This is a genomic window from Aquabacterium sp. OR-4 (genome assembly GCF_025290835.2).
Taxonomy (GTDB): domain Bacteria; phylum Pseudomonadota; class Gammaproteobacteria; order Burkholderiales; family Burkholderiaceae_C; genus Pseudaquabacterium.
In genome coordinates, this window is the sequence record NZ_JAOCQD020000001.1 from 2,235,711 (window position 1) to 2,257,006 (window position 21,296).

Annotated in this window: 18 protein-coding genes and 1 tRNA gene; 4 read left to right on the forward strand and 15 right to left on the reverse strand. The window is 69.8% G+C overall.

The annotated features are described in order from the left end of the window. Window positions 1-75: 75 nt before the first annotated feature. Together tsf and rpsB are read right to left on the reverse strand one after the other, a co-directional pair. A complete protein-coding gene (tsf, locus tag N4G63_RS09715; RefSeq protein WP_260788131.1) occupies window positions 76-972 on the reverse strand; it encodes a translation elongation factor Ts in 897 nt (298 codons plus the stop codon). Between the two features lie 144 nt (window positions 973-1,116). Continuing rightward, a complete protein-coding gene (rpsB, locus tag N4G63_RS09720; RefSeq protein WP_260788133.1) occupies window positions 1,117-1,863 on the reverse strand; it encodes a 30S ribosomal protein S2 in 747 nt (248 codons plus the stop codon). A gap of 227 nt (window positions 1,864-2,090) precedes the next feature. Between rpsB and N4G63_RS09725 the strand changes: the two genes are divergently transcribed. The 3 genes from N4G63_RS09725 (at window position 2,091) to N4G63_RS09735 (ending at window position 6,531) form a co-directional block, all read left to right on the forward strand. Beyond that, window positions 2,091-3,494 carry an amidase gene (locus tag N4G63_RS09725; protein WP_314599627.1) on the forward strand — a complete coding sequence of 468 codons (1,404 nt, stop codon included), beginning with the start codon at window positions 2,091-2,093 and terminating at the stop codon, window positions 3,492-3,494. A 108-nt stretch (window positions 3,495-3,602) separates the two neighbouring features. Next, window positions 3,603-4,880: a D-amino acid dehydrogenase gene (locus tag N4G63_RS09730; protein WP_260788135.1), complete on the forward strand. Its 1,278-nt coding sequence runs from the start codon at window positions 3,603-3,605 to the stop codon at window positions 4,878-4,880. Between the two features lie 88 nt (window positions 4,881-4,968). Next, on the forward strand, window positions 4,969-6,531 hold the full coding sequence (locus N4G63_RS09735; protein ID WP_260788137.1) for an NAD(P)H-hydrate dehydratase: 1,563 nt from the start codon (window positions 4,969-4,971) through the stop codon (window positions 6,529-6,531). 26 nt (window positions 6,532-6,557) lie between these two features. On the opposite strand, the gene rnr is transcribed toward N4G63_RS09735, so the two are convergent. After that, window positions 6,558-8,822 carry a ribonuclease R gene (gene rnr, locus N4G63_RS09740; protein ID WP_443112021.1) on the reverse strand — a complete coding sequence of 755 codons (2,265 nt, stop codon included), beginning with the start codon at window positions 8,820-8,822 and terminating at the stop codon, window positions 6,558-6,560. An 84-nt stretch (window positions 8,823-8,906) separates the two neighbouring features. Here rnr and N4G63_RS09745 point away from each other — a divergent pair. Beyond that, window positions 8,907-8,991, forward strand: a tRNA-Leu gene (locus N4G63_RS09745). A 175-nt stretch (window positions 8,992-9,166) separates the two neighbouring features. On the opposite strand, the gene N4G63_RS09750 is transcribed toward N4G63_RS09745, so the two are convergent. From N4G63_RS09750 to hisS, 12 genes are all read right to left on the reverse strand, one after another. Then, entirely contained in the window at window positions 9,167-9,688 is a 522-nt protein-coding gene (locus tag N4G63_RS09750; RefSeq protein WP_260788143.1) for a phosphoribosyltransferase, read from the reverse strand. A gap of 54 nt (window positions 9,689-9,742) precedes the next feature. Continuing rightward, on the reverse strand, window positions 9,743-11,083 hold the full coding sequence (locus N4G63_RS09755; RefSeq protein WP_260788146.1) for an adenylosuccinate synthase: 1,341 nt from the start codon (window positions 11,081-11,083) through the stop codon (window positions 9,743-9,745). Between the two features lie 45 nt (window positions 11,084-11,128). Continuing rightward, complete coding sequence (locus tag N4G63_RS09760; RefSeq protein ID WP_260788148.1) at window positions 11,129-12,304, reverse strand: ATP phosphoribosyltransferase regulatory subunit; 1,176 nt, start codon at window positions 12,302-12,304, stop codon at window positions 11,129-11,131. Between the two features lie 111 nt (window positions 12,305-12,415). Beyond that, complete coding sequence (locus N4G63_RS09765; RefSeq protein WP_260788150.1) at window positions 12,416-12,601, reverse strand: DUF2065 domain-containing protein; 186 nt, start codon at window positions 12,599-12,601, stop codon at window positions 12,416-12,418. A 22-nt stretch (window positions 12,602-12,623) separates the two neighbouring features. After that, complete coding sequence (gene hflC, locus N4G63_RS09770; RefSeq protein WP_260788153.1) at window positions 12,624-13,529, reverse strand: protease modulator HflC; 906 nt, start codon at window positions 13,527-13,529, stop codon at window positions 12,624-12,626. Between the two features lie 24 nt (window positions 13,530-13,553). Beyond that, the gene (gene hflK / locus N4G63_RS09775) at window positions 13,554-14,783 is read right to left on the reverse strand and encodes an FtsH protease activity modulator HflK (RefSeq protein ID WP_260788694.1); all 1,230 of its coding nucleotides are present in this window, start codon (window positions 14,781-14,783) and stop codon (window positions 13,554-13,556) included. Window positions 14,784-14,926: 143 nt separating this feature from the next. Then, window positions 14,927-16,201 carry a GTPase HflX gene (gene hflX, locus N4G63_RS09780; protein WP_443112022.1) on the reverse strand — a complete coding sequence of 425 codons (1,275 nt, stop codon included), beginning with the start codon at window positions 16,199-16,201 and terminating at the stop codon, window positions 14,927-14,929. A 41-nt stretch (window positions 16,202-16,242) separates the two neighbouring features. Continuing rightward, window positions 16,243-16,485, reverse strand: a complete 243-nt coding sequence (gene hfq, locus N4G63_RS09785; protein ID WP_260788170.1) for an RNA chaperone Hfq — start codon at window positions 16,483-16,485, stop codon at window positions 16,243-16,245. A gap of 99 nt (window positions 16,486-16,584) precedes the next feature. Next, window positions 16,585-17,919: a ribosome biogenesis GTPase Der gene (gene der / locus N4G63_RS09790; RefSeq protein ID WP_260788172.1), complete on the reverse strand. Its 1,335-nt coding sequence runs from the start codon at window positions 17,917-17,919 to the stop codon at window positions 16,585-16,587. Window positions 17,920-18,028: 109 nt separating this feature from the next. Next, entirely contained in the window at window positions 18,029-19,156 is a 1,128-nt protein-coding gene (gene bamB, locus N4G63_RS09795; protein ID WP_314599628.1) for an outer membrane protein assembly factor BamB, read from the reverse strand. Continuing rightward, complete coding sequence (locus N4G63_RS09800; protein ID WP_260788175.1) at window positions 19,153-19,827, reverse strand: YfgM family protein; 675 nt, start codon at window positions 19,825-19,827, stop codon at window positions 19,153-19,155. Before N4G63_RS09800 ends, bamB begins: the two co-directional genes overlap by 4 nt. Before the next feature lie 80 nt (window positions 19,828-19,907). Then, window positions 19,908-21,251, reverse strand: a complete 1,344-nt coding sequence (gene hisS / locus N4G63_RS09805) for a histidine--tRNA ligase (RefSeq protein ID WP_260788176.1) — start codon at window positions 21,249-21,251, stop codon at window positions 19,908-19,910. Between the last annotated feature and the right edge of the window lie 45 nt (window positions 21,252-21,296).

Below are 21,296 nucleotides of genomic sequence, written 5' to 3' on the forward strand. Positions count from 1 at the left end.
CGAAGTTTAAGGGGCGCAGACCTTGCAGCCGGCGCCCCTTGCGATGCAGGCCCCCTTTCGGGGAGCCAGCAGGGCTTACTGGCCCTTGGCCGCGGCCACCTGGGCAGCCACTTCGGCCGCGAAGTCGTCAACCTTCTTCTCGATGCCCTCGCCCACCACGTAGAGCGTGAAGCTCTTGACGCTGGTGTTGGCGGCCTTCAGGTAGGCGGCCACGGTCTGCTTGCCGTCGGCGGCCTTCACGAACACCTGGTCGAGCAGCGAGACTTCCTTCAGGAACTTCTGCACCGAGCCTTCAACCATCTTGGCCACGATGTCGGCCGGCTTGCCGCTCTCGGCGGCCTTCTCGGCAGCGATCTTGCGCTCCTTCTCGACCAGCTCGGCGGGCACTTCGGCCGACGACAGCGCGGCCGGCTTCATGGCGGCCACGTGCATGGCCACGTCCTTGGCGGCCACATCGCTGCCGTCGAACTCGACCACCACGCCGATACGCGTGCCGTGCAGGTAGTTGGCCAGCGTGCCGCCGTTGGCGTAGTGCTTGAAGCGGCGGATCGACATGTTCTCGCCGATCTTGCCGATCAGGCCCTTGCGCACGTCTTCCACCGTGGGGCCGAAGCCGTCCTGGCTCAGCGGCAGCGCCGACAGCGCCTCGACGCTGGCCGGTGCATGGGCGGCGGCCAGCTGGGCGCAGGCCTTGGCGAAGGCCAGGAACGAGTCGTTCTTGGTGACGAAGTCGGTCTCGCAGTTGACTTCGATCATCGCGCCGGTCTGGCCTTCCACCGCGGCGGCGATCACGCCTTCGGCGGTGATGCGGGCGGCGGCCTTGCCGGCCTTGTTGCCCAGCTTGACGCGCAGGATCTCCTCGGCACGCACCATGTCGCCGTCGGCCTCGGTGAGGGCCTTCTTGCACTCCATCATCGGTGCGTCGGTCTTGGCGCGCAGTTCGGCCACCATGCTGGCGGTGATTGCAGGCATCTTGAATCTCCGGTTGAGCTGTCTCGGGCGCCCGATTGAAGCGCCCGATTGGGAATCTGTTGTGAAAAAGGGGCTGAACCAGCCCCTCGTCGCATGCCGCTGGCTGCAGCGCACCACCAGGGCGCACCGCGGGCCAGCGTGGAATCAGGCTTCTTCGCTGACTTCGACGAATTCGTCGCCGCCGGCGGCCACAGCGGCCACCACGTCGTTCACGGCATTGGCCTTGCCTTCCAGCACGGCGTCGGCCACGGCCTTGGCGTACAGCGCCACGGCCTTGGCCGAGTCGTCGTTGCCGGGGATCACGTAGTCGATGCCTTCGGGCGAGTGGTTGGTGTCGACCACGCCGATCACCGGGATGCCCAGCTTCTTGGCCTCGGCCACGGCAATCTTGTGATAGCCGACGTCGATGCAGAAGATCGCGTCAGGCAGCGCGGTCAGGTCCTGGATGCCGCCGATGTCCTTCTCGAGCTTGGCGATCTCGCGCTCGAACATCAGGCCTTCCTTCTTGGTCATGGTTTCCAGACCGCCTTCGCGCTGGGCCTGCATGTCCTTGAGCTTCTTCAGCGAACCCTTGACGGTCTTGAAGTTGGTCAGCATGCCGCCGAGCCAGCGCTGGTCGACGAAGGGCATGTTGCAACGGCCGGCCTCGAGAGCCACCACCTCGCGCGCCTGGCGCTTGGTGCCGATGATCAGGATGGTGCCGCGGCGGGCGGAGAGCTGGCGCACGAAGGCCATCGCTTCCTGGAACTTCGGAAGCGTCTTCTCCAGGTTGATGATGTGGATCTTGTTGCGATGGCCGTAAATGAACGGGGCCATCTTGGGGTTCCAGAAGCGGGTTTGGTGACCGAAATGGACACCGGCTTCCAGCATTTCACGCATGGTGACGGACATGGGGTAACTCCGAAGGTTGAGTCTAGAATCCGGCGCGAATCGCCCAGCGGGGTGGCTTCATGCCAACACACCACTGGAGCGACACCTGTTCGATGGCCGGTTCGCGAATTTGTGTTCGCAAGCTTGTCACCGGCATCCGGCTCAATCCTGCTTGCTCACACGCTCTGTCATCTGGCAGGCCGGCACGTGATGCCGGCGCTGAGCTCAAAGTTTCGGCCTCGGCTCAGATGGACTTCCAGATAAACCCGAAGATTATAGCATCCGGACGCGGTCCGGATCTGTGCGCTGCAGCGGGCATCGTTCACCGCGGCGAGGCCACCGCCACCGCCCTGCTGGTGCAGTCGCTCACCGCGGCCGACACGCCGGCGGCTGAGCATGCCTTCGTGCGCCGCTTCGACGCCCAGGCCCGCGCGGCGGCGATGGCCGTCGACCATGCCCACGATGCCGGCGCGCCGGTGCCGGCCCTGGCCGGTCTGGCGGTGTCGATCAAGGATTTGTTCGACGTCGGCGGCCAGCCCACCACCGCCGGCTCGGCCTCGATGGCCGACGCCGAACCCGCGGCTGCCGACTGCCCCGCCGTGGCCCGGATGCGCGCTGCCGGCGCGGCGCTGATCGGCCACACCAACCTGAGCGAATTCGCGTTCTCGGGCGTCGGCATCAATCCGCACCATGGCACGCCGGCCAATCCGGTGACCCAGGTGCTCAACGCCACACCGCGCATTCCGGGCGGCTCGAGCTCGGGCGCCGCGGTCAGCGTGGCCAGCGGCGCCGCCTGGGCGGCGCTGGGCTCCGACACCGGCGGCTCGATCCGCATCCCGGCCGCGCTGCAGGGCCTGGTGGGCTTCAAGAGCACGCAGCGGCGGGTGCCGCTGGACGGCGCGATTCCGCTGTCGACCACGCTGGACACCGCCTGCGCCATCACCCGCAGCGTGCGCGACGCGGCACTGGTGCACGGCATCCTGGCGGCGCGCACGCCTCACCCGCTGGCCCGGCCGCTGGGCGCGCTGCGCCTGGCAGTGGTGCAGACGGTGATGCTCGACGGCCTGGACACCGAGGTCGGCCGCAGCTTCGAGCAGGCGCTGGCCCTGCTGCGCGCGGCGGGCGCGCAGCTCGAGGAGCTGCCGCTGGCCCAGCTCAACGAGCTGGCCAACCTGCAGGCGCAGGGCGGCTTTGCCGCGGCCGAGAGCTGGGCCTGGCACCGCCAGCGCCTTGATTCGCGCGAGCACCTGTATGACCCGCGCGTGGCGCTGCGCATCCGCCGCGGCCAGGCCATGGGCGCGGCCGACTACATTGATCTGATCGACGCCCGCCGCCACTGGATTGCCGCCGTCGAGTCGCGGCTGGCCAGCTTTGATGCGGTGCTGTCGCCCACCGTGCCGATGGTGGCGCCGCCCCTGGCCCCGCTGCTGGGCAACGACCAGCGCTTTTTTGCCATCAACACGCTGCTGCTGCGCAACCCCTCGGTGGTGAACATGCTGGACGGCTGCGCGCTGTCGCTGCCCTGCCAGGCGCCGGGCCAGATGCCGGTGGGCCTGATGGTCTGGGGCCCGGCACTGGCCGATGACACGGTGCTGGGCGTGTCGCAGGTGATCGAGACCACGCTGGCCGCGGCCTTCCACGGCAGCCACTGATTGAACATGACTGCACCTTGCTGCAAGCCGGCTGTGCCGGCCCCGCCCTCGGTCGCCGCGCAGCCCATGGCCGCCCGGCACCACCCAGACTTCCGGCGGAGCTGAGCGATGCGTGTGGCCGTCATCGGCGCCGGCATCGTCGGCGTCACCACTGCGTTTGAGCTGTCCTCGGACGGCCATGCGGTCACGGTGTTCGAGCGCCGCGGCAGCGTGGCCGAAGAAACCAGCTTTGCCAATGCCGGCGTGGTGGCGCCGGGCTATGTCACGCCCTGGGCTGCGCCGGGCATGCCGGCCAAGGTCTTGCGCCACCTGCTGGGCAGCCACGCGCCGGTGCGCCTGGGCCGCCCCTGGGCCAGCGGCCAGCTGGGCTGGATGTGGCGCTGGTGGCGCGCCTGCAGCGCACCGGTGTGGCAGGCCAACCGGGCGCGCATGCACCGCCTGGCGCGCTACAGCCAGGCCCATCTGGCCAGCCTGGGCGAGCAGCTGCGCATCGACTACGAGCAATCGCGCGGCTACCTGGTGCTGCTGCGCACGCCGCGTGATCTGGCCGGCAATCGCGGCAGCCTCAAGCTGCTGGCCGAACTGGGGGTCAGGTTCCATCTGGTGGATGGCGCCCGCGCCCGCGCCATCGAACCCGGCTTGAACCCCGACACGCCGCTGCATGCCGCGGTGCACCTGCCCGACGATGGCGTGGGCAACTGCCGGCAGTTTGCGCACCTGCTGCGCGGCGAGGCGCAGCGCCTGGGCGCGCAGTTCCGCTTCCAGCGCAGCGTGCTGGCCATCGAGGCCGGCAGCCAACCCCAGCTGCGCCATGCCGACGCCGCCGGTCTCGACGCGCGCAGCGAGCCCTTCGATGCGGTGGTGGTCTGCGCCGCGCTCGGCTCGCCCGCATTGCTCAAGCCGCTGGGCCTGCGCCTGCCGCTGGCGCCGGTGCATGGCTACTCGATCAGCGCGCCGCTGCGCCTGGTGGAAGGGCACCCCGATTTCGGCCCCCGCGCGGCGGTGATGGACGAGCGCTTCAAGGTCGCCATCAGCCGCCTGGGGCAGCGGGTGCGGGTGGCCGGCAGTGCCGAGCTGGGCGGCCGGCTCGACCGCCACGATGCGCGCGCCATCGCCACCTTGTACAAGGTGCTGGACGACTGGTACCCCGGCTGCGCCCAGCTGGCCCAGGTGCAGCAGTGGAAGGGCGCGCGCCCGATGCTGCCCGATGGCCCGCCGCTGCTGGGCGCCAGCGGCGCACCCGGCGTGTGGCTGAACCTGGGCCACGGCTCCAGCGGCTGGGCGCTGAGCTGCGGCTCGGCGCGGGTGCTGGCCGACCAGATCGCCGGGCGCACGCCGGCCATCGACACCGAAGGGCTGGATATCTCGCGCCTGCGCCGCCGCTGAGCTGACCCAGCGCAGCCGCGGCCGGCGCCGCGCCCGCACAATCGGCCGCGCCACCTTGGCGACGCCCTGCCCCTGGAGCCCGCGCCCGATGTCCGCCCTGCCCGGCCCGACGGCCACCATCACCCCGATCCTGCCCGCCGCCAGGGGCTGGCCGCTGCACGATGTGGCCGCCTCGCGCGCGCTCGAGCAGGCGGCCCTGGCCAGCCAGCCAGCGCATGCGCTGATGCAGCGCGCCGGCCTGGCCGTGGCCCGCCTGGCGCTGGCCATCGCCCCGCATGCCCGCCGCGTGTGGGTGGCCGCTGGCCCGGGCAACAACGGCGGCGATGGCCTGGTGGCCGCGCTGCACCTGCAGCGCTGGGGCCTGCAGGTGCAGGTCAGCCTGCTGGGCGAGGCCCAGTCCCTGCCCGCCGACGCCGCCGATGCCTGGCAGCAGGCGCGCGCGGCTGGCGTGCCGATCAGCACCGACCTGCCGGCGCAGCTCGACGCCGAGCTGTGCATCGACGCCCTGCTGGGCCTGGGCGCCACGCGCGAGCCCGCGGGCCTGCTGGCCGCCGCGATCCAACGCCTCAACACCCAGCGCGCGCCGGTGCTGGCCGTTGACCTGCCCTCGGGCCTGTGCGCCAACACCGGCCGCCCGCTGGGCGCCGCAGCGGTGCAGGCACAGCACACGCTGTCGCTGCTGACGCTGAAGCCCGGCCTGTTCACCGGCGCCGGTCGCGACCATGCCGGGCGGGTGTGGCTGGCCACGCTGGGCATCGATGGCGCAGGCCAGCCTGCCAGCGCCTGGCTGGGCGGCATGCCGCCGACGCTGCCGCGCCGCCACAGCCAGCACAAGGGCAGCTTTGGCGATGTGATCGTGCTGGGAGGCGCCGCCGGCATGGGCGGCGCCGCGCTGCTGGCCGCGCGCGCGGCGCTGACCGCCGGCGCCGGCCGGGTATGGGTGGCCCGGCTGGCCGGCGATGCGCTGGCGGTGGATGCCGCGCGGCCCGAGCTGATGCCGCGCGAGCCGGCCGATCTGCTGCAGCCCGACACCCTGGCCCGAGCCACCGTGGTGTGCGGCTGCGGCGGCGGCGCGCCGGTGCAAGCCGTGCTGCCAGCGGTGCTGGCCCACGCCGGCCGCCTGGTGCTGGATGCCGACGCGCTGAACGCCATGGCCGCCGATGCCGGACTGGCCGCGGCCCTGATCGCCCGCCAGCAGCCCACCGTGCTCACCCCCCACCCGCTCGAGGCGGCGCGCCTGCTTGGCTGCAGCGCCGCGCAGGTGCAGGCCGACCGGCTGGCCAGCGCCATGCAGCTGGCCGAGCGCCTGCGCGCCGTGCTGGTGCTGAAGGGCTCGGGCAGCGTGTTGGCCGCGCCAGGGCGGCCGCCATCGATCAACCCGACCGGCAATGCCCGCCTGGGCACCGCCGGCTCGGGCGATGTGCTTGCCGGCTGGCTGGGCGGCCTGTGGTCACAAGGCGATTCGGCCAGCCTGGATGACGCACTGGCCGCCGCCCGTGCCGCCGTGTGGTGGCATGGCCGCGCGGCCGAAACCGGCCCGCCGCACCTGCCCCTGAGGGCCGGTGACCTGATCGAGGCCATGGCCGCTGCGGTATCGGCCGCCGCGCCAGCCGCCAAGCACTCAGAACAAGGCGGGCGGGCCAGCGGGTGATCCCGGGCCTGACCGGCCCGGCAGGCTCAGCGCCGCGTGCGGCTCTTGGTGGCCTTGGCCGCGCCGGCCGACTTGGCACCGGCCGTGCGCGCCTTCTTGCCGGCCACGCCCTTGGTGCCGGCGCCCTGGCGCGAGGCCAGGGCCTTGCCTCGGGCGGCCTTGGTCTCGCGGTCGCGCACATGCACCACCTCGAGCTCGTCCACCGCGCTGGCCGGCGCCGGCTTGCGGCCACGGGCCAGCAGGCGGTCGGCCTCTTCGCCCTCGCGCACCAGGCGGAAGTCGATCTTGCGCGCGTCCAGGTCCACCCGGATCACCTGCACCCGCACCCGTGAGCCCACGGCGTAGCGCACGCCGGTGCGCTCGCCGCGCAGCTCCTGCTTGACCTCGTCGAAGCGGTAGTACTCGCCGCCCAGCTCGGTGATGTGCACCAGGCCCTCGACATACAGCTCGTCGAGCGTGACGAACAGGCCGAAGGTGGTGGCCGCGCTGACCGTGCCGCCGTACTCCTCGCCCAGGTGCTCGCGCATGAAGCGGCACTTGAGCCAGGCCTCGACATCGCGCGAGGCCTCGTCGGCGCGGCGCTCGTTGGCGCTGCAATGCGCGCCCGCGCCTTCCCACACCTCCATCTCCTGCGCGCTGGCCTGGGTCTTGGCCTTGCCGCTGGGCTTGGCCGCGGCCTTGGGCGGTGCGCGCCGCGGCGGCTGCGCCGGGTTTTGCACCTCGCCGGTCACCAGGTGGTAGCGCTTGGCCAGCAGCAGGGCCTTGATCACCCGGTGCACCAGCAGGTCGGGGTAGCGCCGGATCGGGCTGGTGAAGTGGGTGTAGGCCTCGTAAGCCAGGCCGAAGTGGCCCGAGTTGCTGGCGGTGTAGATGGCCTGCTGCATCGCACGCAGCAGCATCGCGTGGATCTGCGCCGCATCCACCCGGTCCTTGGTGGCCTGGGCGATGGCCTGCAGCTCGGCCGGCGTGGGCTCGTCGCTGAGCGACACGCCGATGCCCAGGCCGCGCAGGTAGGCCTGCAGCGACACCCGCTTCTCGGGCGTCGGGCCCTCGTGCACCCGGTACAGCGCCGGATGGGCGTGGCGCTCGATGAAATCGGCCGCGCAGACATTGGCCGCCAGCATCGATTCCTCGATCAGGCGGTGGGCGTCGGTGCGGGTGCGCGGCACGATCTTCTCGATGCGGCCGTTGTCGTCGCAGACGATCTGCGTCTCGGTGGTTTCGAAGTCGATCGCGCCGCGCGTGCCGCGTTGCTTGAGCAGCGCGCGGTAGACCTCGTGCAGGTGCAGCAGATGCGGCACCAGATCCTTGCGGCGCTGGGCCTCGACGCCGCGGGTATTGCCCAGCACCGCCGCCACCTCGGTGTAGGTGAGGCGGGCATGCGAGCAGATCACCGCCGGGTAGAACTGGTAGGCATCGATCTCGCCGTCCTCGCGCACGAGCATGTCGCAGACCATGGCCAGGCGCCCCACATCGGGGTTGAGCGAGCACAGGCCGTTGGACAGCTTCTCCGGCAGCATCGGGATCACCCGCCGCGGAAAGTACACCGAGGTGGCGCGCTCGTAGGCATCGTCGTCGATCGGCTCGCCCGGCTTGACGTAGTGGCTCACGTCGGCAATCGCCACGATCAGACGCCAGCCGCTGAAGGCCGTCTTGCCGCGACCGCGCTTGAGCGGCTCGCAGTACACCGCATCGTCGAAGTCGCGCGCGTCCTCACCGTCGATGGTGACCAGCGGCACGTCGGTCAGGTCGATGCGGTGCTTCTGGTCGGCCGGGCGGATGCGGTCGGGCAGTTGTGCCGCCTGGGCCAGCGTCTCGGCGGCAAAACGGTGCGGCACCTCGTACTTGCGCACCGCGATCTCGATCTCCATGCCCGGGTCGTCGATCTCGCCCAGCACCTCGGTGATGCGGCCCACCGGCTGCGAATACATCGACGGCGGCTCGGTCAGTTCCACCGCCACCACCTGGCCCACCGCGGCATTGGCCGTGGCGTTCTTGGGAATCAGGATGTCCTGGCCGTAGCGGCGATCCTCAGGCGCCACCAGCCAGGTGCCGTTCTCGTGCAGCAGCCGGCCGATGATCGGCGACTTGCGGCGCTCCACGATCTCGAGCACCCGGCCCTCGGGGCGACCCTTGCGGTCGTAGCGCACCACACGCACGCGGATGCGGTCGCGGTGCAGCACGGCGCGCATTTCCTGCGGCGCCAGATAGATGTCGGGCGCGCCATCGTCGCGGCGCAAGAAGCCGTGGCCATCGCGGTGACCCAGCACCGTGCCCTCGACCTCGCTCATTAAAGCCGTACTAAAATTGTGGTTATTTGTGTTCTGCATGAATTCGTAGCTATACTGCTAGCTTCAGTAGTTGATGACCTGAAAGCCCAGGTGGCGGAATTGGTAGACGCACTAGTTTCAGGTACTAGCGGGTAACTCCGTGGAGGTTCGAGTCCTCTCCTGGGCACCAACACCAGCAAACAGCCAGCACGCAAGTGCTGGCTGTTTTGCTTTGGGCTTTCGAAACGTCAAGAAAAAGGCCGCGAGATGCGGCAACGGGTTTGGCAAGGCGTGCATCGCGGTGCCAGACACCCACCCCGCGATGCCGTCTCCGGCATCGGCCAGTGGGGCCGGCACGCGATCGGTCAAATCGCCAGCTTCTTGGCCAGGCCTTCGGGACGCAACTCGTCGTACTCCTCGAAGGGCTGATGGATCCACGGACTCGTCGGCAGCATGTCCACATGGTAGTCGGGCATGTAGCTCGACACGCCCTTCACCCAGATCACCGCGCTGCGCAGCTCGCTGATCGCCGGCACGCCACGCAGGCGTTCGACCACCGCCTTGAGCGTGACGCCCGAGTCGGACAGGTCGTCAACCAGCAGCACGCGGCCGGCCAGTTCGCCCTTGGGCATGGTGATGTACTTGGCCATGTCCAGCCGGCCCTGGATGGTGCCGGCCTCGGCCCGGTAGCTGCTGGTGCTCATGATGGCCAGCGGCTTGTCGAACACCCGCGACAGCACATCGCCCGGGCGCATGCCGCCGCGCGCCAGGCACAGGATCTGGTCGAACTCCCAACCCGAGTGCGCCACCTTGAGCGCCAGGCGCTCGATCAGCAGGTGGTACTCGTCCCAACTCACATACAGGTGCTTGCCGTCATCGGTGAGCATGCGTTCTCCTCGTGATGTTCTTGAATGATGCGTCGGCGCCGTGGCTGCCGCCGATCAGATCTTGTACGGGTGGCGCAGCAAGATGGTGTGCTCGCGGTCGGGACCGGTGGACACCATGTCGATCGGCGCACCGATCAACTGCTCGACACGCTGCAGGTAGGCGCGGGCATTGGCCGGCAACTTGTCCCACTCGGTCACGCCGAAGGTGCTGTCGCTCCAGCCCGGGAACACCTCCCACACCGGCTCGCAGGCCACGATGTCGTCGGCATCCAGCGGCAGGATGTCGATGGCCTGGCCGCGCAGGGTGTAGCCCACGCACACCTTGATCTCGGGCAGCGAGTCGAGCACATCGAGCTTGGTGATGCACAGCCCCGACACGCCGTTGATGATGATCGCGCGCTTGAGCGCCGCGGCATCCAGCCAGCCGCAGCGGCGGGCGCGGCCGGTCACCGTGCCGCGCTCCTGGCCCACGGTGGACAGGTGGTGGCCAACGCCGCCCACGGCGTCGATGTCGAGCTCGGTGGGGAACGGGCCGCCGCCCACGCGCGTGGTGTAGGCCTTGGTGATGCCCAGGATGTACTGCAGCAGGTCCGGGCCCACGCCTGCGCCCGCCGCGGCATTGCCGGCCACGCAGTTGCTGCTGGTGACGAACGGGTAGGTGCCGTGGTCGATGTCGAGCAGCGTGCCCTGCGCGCCTTCGAACAGCAGGTTGGCGCCGGCCTTGTGTGCCTTGTACAGCGCATAGCCCACATCGGCCATCATGGGCTTGAGCTGTTCGGCCACGGCCATGGCCTGGTCGTAGATCGGCGCAAACTCCAGCGGCTCGCTCTTCAGGTAGCCCGACAGCGCCTCGTTGTGCAGCGCCAGCAGCTCGCGCAGCTTGCCCGCAAAGCGCTCGGGGTGCTTCAGGTCCTGCATGCGCAGCGCGCGGCGGGCCACCTTGTCTTCATAGGCCGGGCCGATGCCCTTGCCGGTGGTGCCAATCTTGCCTGCCGGCGTGGCCTCGCGCAGCGCCTCGCGCGCCTTGTCCACCGCCACATGGAAGGGCAGGATCAGCGGGCAGGATTCGCTGATGAACAAGCGCGAACGCACCTCCAGACCAATCTTCTCGAGCCGCTCGATTTCAAGCAGCAGGTGGCTGGGATCGACCACCACGCCGTTGCCGATGTAGCAGGGCACGCCGTCGCGCATGATGCCGCTGGGAATCAGCTGCAGCGCCGTCTTCACGCCCTTGATCACCAGCGTGTGGCCGGCGTTGTGGCCGCCCTGGAAGCGCACCACGCCATGGGCGTGGTCGGTCAGCCAGTCGACAACCTTGCCCTTGCCTTCGTCGCCCCATTGGGTGCCCACCACCACGACGTTGCGGCCGGGCGTGGGTGCGGTGTTCTGTTGCATTGCAGTCTCGACAATCAGTTGAATCTTCAGGCCCGCTGCAAGCGCTTACAGCGCACGCAGCGTCCAGGTCTTGCCAGCCGGGCCGTCGGCGGCCACCAGCTCGCGGTCGCAGTCGAACTCCTGGCCTTCGTGCTCATGGCCGGGCAGGATGCAGACCACGGTCTCGCCCTCGCTGCGCAGGCGGCGCACCGCCTGGCGCAGGGCCTGGTCTTCGCTCCAGGGCGCGCGGATGGCGCGGCGCTGCGGCGGCACCGGCGCGCAGGCCACCAGCACCTTCAGGTCGGCGGAGAAACCCACCGCCGGCCGGTTGCGGCCGAACACCGCGCCCACCTCGTCGTAGCGGCCACCGCGCAGCAGTGCATCGGCCGCACCGGGCGCATAGACCGCAAAGCGGGTGCCCGAGTAGTAGCTGTAGCCACCCATGTCGGACAGGTCGAAACCCACCCGCACATCGGGATGCACGCGCGCCAGATGGCTGGCCAGCCAGGCCAGATCGTCCAGCGCCGCATGGATCATCGGCCGCGCCGGCAGGCGCTCGCGCGCCGCAGCCAGCGTGGCCCCATCACCGTAGAGCAGCGGCAGCGCCAGCAGGCCGCTGCGGGCCTCGGCCGGAAAACCGGCCGCCAACGCCTCGAGGCGGGCGCTGTTCTTGGCGGCCAGCGCGGCGATCACCTCGCCCAGCGCCGCGGCATCCAGCGCCACGCCATCCAGCACGCCACGCACCAGGCGGGCATCGGCCAGGTCGATCACCAGATCACCCAGGCCGGCGGCGCGCAGACCGTCCAGCGCAAGATCCATCACCTCGAGATCGGCCTCGAGCCCGGCGTGGCCGTAGATCTCGGCGCCAAACTGCAGCGGCTCGCGCGTGGCCAGCGGCCCCTGTGGCCGCGTGTGCAGCACCGGGCCGCAGTAGGCCAGCCGGGTGACGCCGGCGCGGTTGAGCAGGTGTGCGTCGATGCGCGCCACCTGCGGCGTGCTGTCGGCGCGCACACCGAGGGTGCGGCCGCTCAATTGATCGACCAGCTTGAAGGTGCGCAGATCCAGCTCATGCCCGGTGCCGCTGAGCAGCGAATCCAGGTGCTCGAGCAGCGGCGGCATGACCAGCTCGAAGCCGTAGCCACGCGCCATGTCCAGCAGGCCACGACGCAGTTCTTCGAGGCGCCGCGCCTGCGCAGGCAGCACGTCGGCAATGTGCTCGGGCAGCAGCCAAGCAGAAGACATTTGAAAACCCGGGGGGGTTGAAAACGGCATTGTACCGGCGCGGCATGCCGGCACGGTGGCCTGCGACACGCATCAAAGGCCGCCGGCCGGCGCACCGCCGGCCCGTGCGGCTCAATGCCAGAGGCTCAGCAGCAGCAGGCCCAGCAGCATGCTGGCCAGGCCGATGAAGCGCAGCTGACCGTCACTGAGGGCCAGCGCGCGGGCGAACACCTCGCGCCAACGGCGCGGGCTCAGAAAGGGCAGCAGGCCTTCGATCACCAGCATCAGCGCCAGTGCGCCGAGCAGCAGATCCGCCATCGTGGCCGCCCGCTGAACCGTGTCAGTTCTTGCCGCGGGCCGGGGCTGCCGGGGCCGCAGCGCTGCCGCTGCCCTGCATGGCCTTGAAGAAGTCGGCCGAGGGGTCGACCACCATCACGTCCGACTTGTTGCGGAAGCTGGCGCGGTAGGCCTCGAGGCTGCGGTAGAACTTGGCAAAGGACGGATCGCGGCCAAAGGCGTCGGCATACATCGCGCTGGCCTTGGCATCGCCCTCACCCTTGATCTTCTGGGCGTCGCGGTAGGCCTCGGCAATGATCACTTCGCGCTGCTTCTCGGCCTCGGCGCGGATCTTGTCGGCTTCTGCCTGGCCCTGCGAACGCAACTCGTTGGCCACCTGCTTGCGCTCGGATTCCATGCGCTTGTAGACGGCATCGGTGATGTCGGCCACAAAGTCCACGCGCTTGATGCGCACATCGACGATCTCGATGCCGAAGGCCTTGGCCTCGTCCTCGAGCCGCTTGCGCACGTCCTGCATCACCTTGTCGCGCTCGGCGGCGAGCACGCCACGCACGGTGCGGCGGGTGATCTCCTCGTTGAACGCGGCCTGCACCACCGGGCTCAACCGGCCTTCGAGGTTGCGGATGTCGACGCCATTGTTGCGGATGAACTGGCGCGGCTCGGAGATGCGCCACTTCACCAGCCAGTCGATCACCAGGCTCTTCTTCTCGGCGGTGAAGATCGGCCGGGTCTCGGGGCTGTCCAGCGTCTGGATGCGCTTGTCGAGAAACACGACGTTCTGGAACGGCGGCGGCAGCTTGACCTTGAGGCCCGGCTCGCTGATGACTTCCTTGATCTCACCCAGCGCGTACACCACCGCCAGCTGGCGCTGGTCGACGACGAAGAGCGTGGAAGCCAGCAGCATCACCACCAGCAGGGCCGAAGCCACGTAGAGTCCGATTCGATTCATGGTCTGAGTCGTCCAGCGCGTGGTTCAGCGGCCGTCGCGGTCGCGGCTGCGGCTGCCGTCGCGCGAACGCGAGTCGGCGGCGGCGGCGCCCGAGGCCGAACCCGCGTCATTGTTCTGCGCCGCGGCCGGCACCGACTGCGGCACCACCTGCACCGTGCCGGTGGGCGCCGAGGCGCCGGAGGGCTGCAGCAGCTTGTCGAGCGGCAGGTACAGCAGGTTCGAGCCGCTGCGGCTGTCGACCATGACCTTGGTGACGCTGCTGTAGACCTGCTGCATGGTGTCGACGTACAGCCGGTCGCGGGTCACGGCAGGCGCCTTCTGGTACTCGGTGAGCACGGCGCGGAAGCGTTGCGCATCACCCTCGGCCTGCGCCACCACGCGCTGCGCGTAGCCTTCGGATTCTTCCTTCAGGCGCGCCGCCGTGCCGCGGGCCTTGGGCACCACGTCGCTGGCATAGGCCTGGCCTTCGTTCTTGTAGCGGTCGCGGTCGGCGCCGGCCTTCACCGCGTCGTTGAACGCCGCCTGCACCTGCTCGGGCACCTGCACGTTCTGCACGTTCACCGCCACGATCAGGATGCCCGCGCCCAGGCGGTCGACCTGGTTCTGGATCGACTTGGCCAGGTCGGTGGCGATGGCGTCGCGCTGCTCGTAGAGCACCGAGTCGACCTTGCTCTTGCCGACGATCTCGCGCACGGCCGATTCGCTGGCCTGCTCGACGGCCAGATCGGGGTCGCGGTTGTTGAACAGGTAGCCCTTGGCATCCTTCAGCCGGAACTGCACGGTGAAGCGGATGTCGACGATGTTCTCGTCCATCGTCAGCATCGACGAGTCACGCAGGCCGGTGGTCTGGGCCACGCTGTTGCGGCCCACTTCCACCGAGCGCAGCTGCGTCACGCCCACCGTCTCGTGGGCCTGGAACGGAAACGGAAAGCGCCAGTGGAAACCGGCATCCACCGTCTGCGCATAGCGCCCGAAGGTGGTGATGATGGCCTGCTGGCCTTCCTGCACGATGAAGAAGCCGCTGCCGGCCCACACCACGGCCACCACCAGCGCGATCAGGCCCACGCCGATGCCGGCGCTTTTCATGTCGGGCTGGAACGAGGGGCCACCGCCGCCATCGGGGTCTTGCTGGTCACGGCGCGGCGGCTGGCCATTGCCGCCGCCCTTGCCGTTGAACAGACCCGACAGCTTGCGGTTGAAGTCGCGCCACAGCTCGTCGAGATCCGGCGGGCCGTCGTTGCGGCCGTTGGCCATCTGCAGCGGTGCGGCGGCGTCCGGGCGGCGTTGCCACAGCGCGCTGACCAGCGCCTGCCCGGCAACGGCCACGGCGCCCAGGCGCCCACGGAAGCCAGCCACGCCGAAGTGGCGCGACGAGGTGGAAGAAGATGCGTGCATGCTCATGAGGACGCCGATGGTAACTTGGGCAAATCGGAGCCCGTGGGCGAAAACAGCAGGGTTTCCGACGGCTCGCCAGACTCCGATGCCTCGGCGCGGAACCGAGGATCTTGGGCCTCGTCGGGTGGATTCAAGTCCTGCGCGCCGGCCAGTTGCGCAATCAGCTCGCGCAGGCCCTCGAGCCCGCTGCCGTCGCGTGCACTGACAAACACCCGCGGCGTGCGCACGCCACCCGGGCGCTCAAGCCAGTCGCGCAGTTCGCGCGGCGCGGCCTCCAGCCGGTCGAGCTTGTTGAACACCAGCACCTGCGGGATGTCGCCGGCGCCGATCTCGGCCAGCACACGCTCGACCTCATCGCGCTGCTCCTGCAGCGCCGGGCTCGAGGCATCCACCACATGCAGCAGCAGATCGGCATCGGCCGCCTCCTGCAGCGTGGCCTCGAAAGCCTCGACCAGCTTGTGCGGCAGATCGCGGATGAAGCCGACGGTGTCCGACAAGGCCACCGCCGCACCCAGCTGCTGCAGGTACAGGCTGCGGGTGGTGGTGTCGAGCGTGGCGAACAGCTGGTCGGCCGCATAGGTGCGCGCCTTGACCAGGGCATTGAACAGCGTGCTCTTGCCGGCATTGGTGTAGCCCACCAGCGAGACGCGGAAGGTGCCGCTGCGCCGCCGTGCACCGCGCTGGGTGCTGCGCTGGCGCTTGACCTTCTCGAGCCGCGCCTTCACCTGCTTGATGCGCTCGCCGATCATGCGGCGGTCCAGCTCGATCTGGGCCTCGCCCGGACCGCCTCGGCCGCCGATGCCGCCCTGCTGGCGCTCAAGGTGGCTCCAGCGCCGCACCAGGCGGGTGGCGATGTACTGCAGGCGAGCCAGCTCGACCTGCAGCTTGCCCTCGTGGCTTTGCGCGCGCGCAGCGAAGATCTCGAGGATCAGCGCCGTGCGATCGGACACCGCCACGCCGATGTGGCGCTCGAGGTTGCGCTGCTGGGCCGGCGAGAGCGGCTGGTCGAAGATGACGCCATGGGCGCCATGCATCTGCACCAGCATCTTGATCTCGTCGGCCTTGCCGCTGCCCACAAACAAGGCCGGATCGGGCGCACGCCGGCGCGCGATCACCCGCGCCACCGTCACATCGCCCGCCGATTCAGCCAGCAGCGCCAGCTCGTCCAGCGTGGGATCGAAGGACTTGGCGTCGCCCAGGTCAACGCCCACCAGCACGGCCCGTGCGGGGCCGGGACGGTCGTCGTCGGTCGAAGGGTCCCGGTGTTCGGAACTCAAGTGGGCGTGCGGGGCACTGGGCCGCGGTTCAGGGTGCGCGCTCAGGCCGGGGTGGCCGGTTCGCTGGCGTGGAAGTTCACCGGACGACCTGGCACCACGGTGGAGATGGCGTGCTTGTAGACCATCTGGGTGACGGTGTTGCGCAGGAGGACGACGTACTGGTCAAAAGACTCGATGTGGCCCTGCAGCTTGATGCCGTTGACCAGGTAGATCGAGACCGGTACATGCTCCTTGCGCAGCAGGTTCAGGAACGGGTCTTGTAGAAGCTGCCCTTTGTTGCTCACGATATGACTCCGTGTTGGAGAGGGTTCTGGAGGAGGCACATTAACACATCGGGGAAAGCCCTGAGACCCTCGCCGCGCTGGCCCCCACAAGCGACAGGATCAGTCCTTGTCGGCGTCGAACGGGTTCTTCGACGAGCGCATCTCGATGCGCATCGGCGTGCCCACCAGCTTGAAGTGCGCGCGAAAGCGCCCCTCGAGGTAACGCTTGTAGACGTCGGTGACATGCTCGAGTGCATTGCCGTGGATGACCACGATCGGCGGGTTCATGCCGCCCTGGTGCGCGTAGCGCAGCTTGGGGCGGAACATGCCCGATCGCTTGGGCTGCTGGTGCTCCACCGCCTCGTGCAGCAGGCGCGTCAGCTGCGGCGTGGGCATCTTGGTGGTGGCCGACTTGTGGGCATCGGCGATGGCCCGCCACAGCGGCGTGAGCCCCTGGCGCTTGAGCGCCGAGATCTGCAGCACCTCGGCAAAGCGCAGAAAGGCCAGGCGCTGCTCGAGCGCACGCTCGAACATCTGGCGCTGGTAGGCATCCACCGCGTCCCACTTGTTCACCGCCACCACCACGGCACGGCCCGATTCGTGGATGTAACCGGCGATGTGCGCGTCCTGGTCGGTCACGCCCTGGGTGGCGTCGAGCATCAGCACCACCACATGGGCATCGGCGATGGCCTGCAGGGTCTTGACCACCGAGAACTTCTCGATGGCCTCGAAGACCTTGCCCTTGCGGCGCAGGCCGGCGGTGTCGATCAGCTCGAACTTGCGGCCGTTGCGCTCGAAAGGCACGCTGATCGCGTCGCGCGTGGTGCCCGGCATGTCGAACGCGACCAGGCGTTCCTCGCCCAGCCAGGTGTTGATCAGGGTGCTCTTGCCGACGTTGGGCCGGCCGGCCACGGCCAGGCGGATCGGCGCGTTGGCATCGGGCTCGGCGGGCTCGTCGTCTTCGGGAAAGCTGTCGAGGGCGACATCGAGCAGGCTGCGGATGCCCTGGCCGTGCGCCGCCGACACCGGGTTCGGATCGCCCATGCCGAGCTCGAAGAACTCGCCCAGCGCCGGGGCCTCGAGCATGCCTTCGGCCTTGTTGACGGCCAGCAGGGTGCGCTTGTTGGCGGTGCGCAGGTAGCGTGCGATGTCGTGGTCTTGCGCCGAGACGCCAGCCCGCGCATCGACGACGAACACCACCACATCGGCCTCGGCCACCGCGGCCTGGGTCTGCTCGGCCATCTTGGCCACGATGCCGGTGGGCTTCTCGGGCTCGAAGCCGCCGGTGTCGATGACGATGAAGCTGCGACCGGCGTGCTGGCCGTCACCGTAGTGGCGGTCGCGCGTGAGACCGGCAAAGTCGGCCACGATGGCATCGCGGCTCTTGGTCATGCGGTTGAACAGCGTGGACTTGCCCACATTGGGGCGGCCCACGAGGGCGATGACAGGCTTCACTTGGCGTGCTCGGACAGGAATCGAAGGGGCCGGCCAGACGCCGGGCCGCCCCAAGGCAGGCTGGCGGCCCCGCGGGGGCCAGCGAGCCAGGCGAGCGCGGGGCTGAACATCATTCGGGACGGAAGGCGAAGAGGCCGCCGTTGCGGGTGACCACCAGCACGGTGGCGCCCGACAGCACGGGCTGCGCCACCACCGGCGAGCCGTCGGTGGGCAGGCGCAGCACCAGCTTGCCCTCGGCGCGCGACAGGAAGTGCACCTGGCCTTCGTAGTCGCCGAAGATCACCGCGCTACCGGCCGACAGCGGCGCGCTGAGGCTGCGGTACAGCAGGCGCTCGTTGCTCCAGGCCAGGTCGCCATTGCTGGCGCGCCAGGCGTTGATGCGGTCGGAGCCATCGGCGCCGAACAGGTATTCGGCGTCACCGCCGACCGCGTTCATGCCACCGGCATTGCGGCTCCAGCGCACGCTGCGCTTGGCCAGGTCGGCACAGCCGACTGCGGTCTGGAACGCGCGGGCACAGACCACGTCGCCCACCCGCACCATCGGGCCCAGCAGGTCGTTCAGACGCTCGACCTCGTTGGTGCCGCGCGGCGAGGTCAGCGGCAGCTCCCAGCGCACGCTGCCCTTGGTGGGATCGATGCCCACCAGCACGGCGCCGATGCCGGCCACCAGCGTGTCCTGGAAGGCGGTCAGCAGGCCGGGCTGGGCCAGCGTGAGGGCCTCGCCCTGGCGCGTGGCCGACCACAGCTTGAGCCCGTCCTGCAGATCGAAGGCGTGCACCACGCGGTCGACACCCATCACGAACACGCGGCCACCGGCCACCAGCGGCGGCGTGACCACGCGCGTGGCCAGTCGCTTGCTCCAGCCCTTGACGCCCTGGTCGAGCACCACCAGCTCGTTGTCGCGGGTCACCACGGCGGCATGGCGGCCGTCGCTGCCCACGCCGGCCGAGAGCTTGTCGCCGGCACTGCCACGCCAGACTTCGCGGCCGCTGTCGGCGTCCAGTGCCATCACCGTGCCGTCGCTGCCGGCCACCACGAACTGGCCATTGCGCGACACCACACCGAGCGGAAACTGCACCGCATCCAGCCGCGCCTGCCAGACCTGGCGGCCGGCGATCTGCGGTGCCACGGTGTCCAGCGCGGTGGGCTTGGGCTTGTCGGCCGCGCAGCCGGCCAGCAGGGCCACGGCGCAGGCCAGCGGTGCGGCCAGCGTGGCCAGGCTCAGGCGCCGCATCATTGCGCGGCTCCAGAGGCGGCGGCGGCCGGGGCCGGGGCGGCGCCCAGCGCGGTCAGCTTGGCTTCCACCAGGCGGCGGTAGTCGGTCTTCTCGTCGATGGCCTTCCAGGCGGCCTGGTAGGCGGTCTTGGCCTCGGCGGGCTTGCCCTGGGCCAGCAGCACATCGCCGCGGCGGTCGGCGGCCAGGCCGGCAAAGGTGGGGGCGGTCACGCCGTCCAGCGCCTTCAGTGCGGCATCGGGCTGCTTGGCATCGAGCAGCACACCGGCCAGGGCCAGGCCGGCGATGGCGCGGTACTCGAGCTCGCTGCCGTTTTCAGCCACCCAGCCCAGCGTGGCCTTGGCGGCGTCGGTCTGGCCCTTCTCGGCCTGCAGCTTGCCGGCCATCAGGCCACCCTGCTGGGTGAGCACGGTGCGCGGGTAGCGGTCCTTCAGGTCGTTGAACACGCGGCCGGCCTTGTCGGCGTCGCCCAGCACGGCGGCCTGGTCGAGCGCGTCAAACATCGCGGCGGCCTTGGCGGCCTGGTCGCGCTGGTACCAGTTCCAGCCGTTCCAGGCGGCAAAGGCCAGCAGCACGGCGGTGATCACCCAGGTGATCAGGTTGCCGTACTTCTTCCAGAAGGCCTTGAGTTCGTCGAGTTGTTCCTGCTCCTGCAGGTCGAGTGCGGTGGCCATGAGGCGTAAGGTTCTCGGGTCAGACAGCCGGCAAGGGCAGGAAAGGGGCCGGTCCGCATGCCGCGGACCGTGGCCCGGGATTATGCGGTGCGCAGTTCGGCTGCCCAGGCGGCCACGTCGGCCAGCGGGCGCAGTGTTTGCCCGCCCTGCCCTTCGGCTGCGGCGTCGGCGCCCTGGCGCAGCGGCTTCAGAGCCACCACCCCCTGGGCCAGCTCATCGCCACCAAACACCAGCGCGTAGCGTGCACCGCTGGCGTCGGCCTTCTTGAACTGGTTCTTGAACGAGCCGCCGCCGGCGTGCATCTGCACCGCCACGCCGGCCGCACGCAGCGCGTCGATGGCCACCAGGGCCTGCGGCAGCGCCGCCGCGTCGGGGATCACGGCGTAGGCATCGGGGCCGCTGCCCGGCACCGGCACGCCCAGCTCCTGCAGCAGCAGCAGCAGGCGCTCAATGCCCAGGCCAAAGCCGATGGCCGGCGTGGGCTTGCCGCCCAGCTGCTCGAACAGGCCGTCGTAGCGGCCACCGCCGCACACCGTGCCCTGCGAGCCCAGGTGGTCGGTGATCCACTCGAACACCGTGAGGTTGTAGTAGTCCAGGCCGCGCACCAGGCGCGGGTTGATGCGGTACGGCAGGCCCGCGGCATCGAGCACCGCGCACACCGCGGCCAGGTGGGCACGGCTCTCGGCCCCCAGGTGCTCCTGCAGCTTGGGCGCGGCGTCCACCAGGGCCTGCATGGCCGGGTTCTTGGTGTCGAGGATGCGCAGCGGGTTGCTGTGCAGGCGGCGCCTGGCGTCTTCGTCCAGCTGCTCGGCATGGGCCTCGAAGTAGGCGATCAGCGCGGCACGGTGGGCGGCGCGCTCGGCCGGCTGGCCCAGGCTGTTGAGCTCGAGCCGCACGTCGGCACCAGCCTCGTTGCCGACCTTCAGGCCCAGGGCCTGCCACAGCTGGCGCACCAGCAGGATCAGCTCGGCATCCACATCGGGGCCGGCAAAGCCCAGCGCCTCGACATCAAGCTGGTGGAACTGGCGGTAGCGGCCCTTTTGCGGCCGCTCGTGGCGGAACACCGGGCCGATGCCCCACACCCGCAGCGGGCCGTTGTACAGCGCGTTGTGCTCGACCATCGCGCGCACGATGCCGGCGGTGATCTCGGGGCGCAGCGTCAGCCGGTCGTTGTTCATCGCGTCGGTCCAGGAGTACATCTCCTTTTCGACGATGTCGGTGGCCTCGCCGATGCCGCGCACGAACAGCGCCGTGGGCTCGACGATGGGCGTCATCAGGTACTGGTAGCCATGGCGGGCCAGCACCTGCGCCACGGTGGTCTCGAACCAGCGCCACAGCGCGGAATCGGGCAGCTTTTCCTTGCGCGGCACGCCGGCCGGCAGGATGTCGTTCATGCCTTTGACGGCAAGCAGTTTGTCGGCCATGGAAGCTCGGGGGGAATGTCAGTGGATCAGCGGGGCATCACCCGG

What these genes read in the sequence shown, in the direction of transcription:
- N4G63_RS09765 (WP_260788150.1), bottom strand. Translation starts at nt 12,601, where the DNA reads ATGGCGGATCTGCTGCTCGGCGCACTGGCGCTGATGCTGGTGATCGAA.
- bamB (WP_314599628.1), bottom strand. Translation starts at nt 19,156, where the DNA reads ATGATGCGGCGCCTGAGCCTGGCCACGCTGGCCGCACCGCTGGCCTGC.
- rnr (WP_443112021.1), bottom strand. Translation starts at nt 8,822, where the DNA reads ATGAGCGAGGTCGAGGGCACGGTGCTGGGTCACCGCGATGGCCACGGC.
- N4G63_RS09735 (WP_260788137.1), top strand. Translation starts at nt 4,969, where the DNA reads ATGTCCGCCCTGCCCGGCCCGACGGCCACCATCACCCCGATCCTGCCC.
- N4G63_RS09725 (WP_314599627.1), top strand. Translation starts at nt 2,091, where the DNA reads ATGGACTTCCAGATAAACCCGAAGATTATAGCATCCGGACGCGGTCCG.
- N4G63_RS09800 (WP_260788175.1), bottom strand. Translation starts at nt 19,827, where the DNA reads ATGGCCACCGCACTCGACCTGCAGGAGCAGGAACAACTCGACGAACTC.
- N4G63_RS09755 (WP_260788146.1), bottom strand. Translation starts at nt 11,083, where the DNA reads ATGCAACAGAACACCGCACCCACGCCCGGCCGCAACGTCGTGGTGGTG.
- N4G63_RS09730 (WP_260788135.1), top strand. Translation starts at nt 3,603, where the DNA reads ATGCGTGTGGCCGTCATCGGCGCCGGCATCGTCGGCGTCACCACTGCG.
- hflK (WP_260788694.1), bottom strand. Translation starts at nt 14,783, where the DNA reads ATGGCCAACGGCCGCAACGACGGCCCGCCGGATCTCGACGAGCTGTGG.
- hisS (WP_260788176.1), bottom strand. Translation starts at nt 21,251, where the DNA reads ATGGCCGACAAACTGCTTGCCGTCAAAGGCATGAACGACATCCTGCCG.
- rpsB (WP_260788133.1), bottom strand. Translation starts at nt 1,863, where the DNA reads ATGTCCGTCACCATGCGTGAAATGCTGGAAGCCGGTGTCCATTTCGGT.
- hflC (WP_260788153.1), bottom strand. Translation starts at nt 13,529, where the DNA reads ATGAATCGAATCGGACTCTACGTGGCTTCGGCCCTGCTGGTGGTGATG.
- N4G63_RS09760 (WP_260788148.1), bottom strand. Translation starts at nt 12,304, where the DNA reads ATGTCTTCTGCTTGGCTGCTGCCCGAGCACATTGCCGACGTGCTGCCT.
- tsf (WP_260788131.1), bottom strand. Translation starts at nt 972, where the DNA reads ATGCCTGCAATCACCGCCAGCATGGTGGCCGAACTGCGCGCCAAGACC.
- N4G63_RS09750 (WP_260788143.1), bottom strand. Translation starts at nt 9,688, where the DNA reads ATGCTCACCGATGACGGCAAGCACCTGTATGTGAGTTGGGACGAGTAC.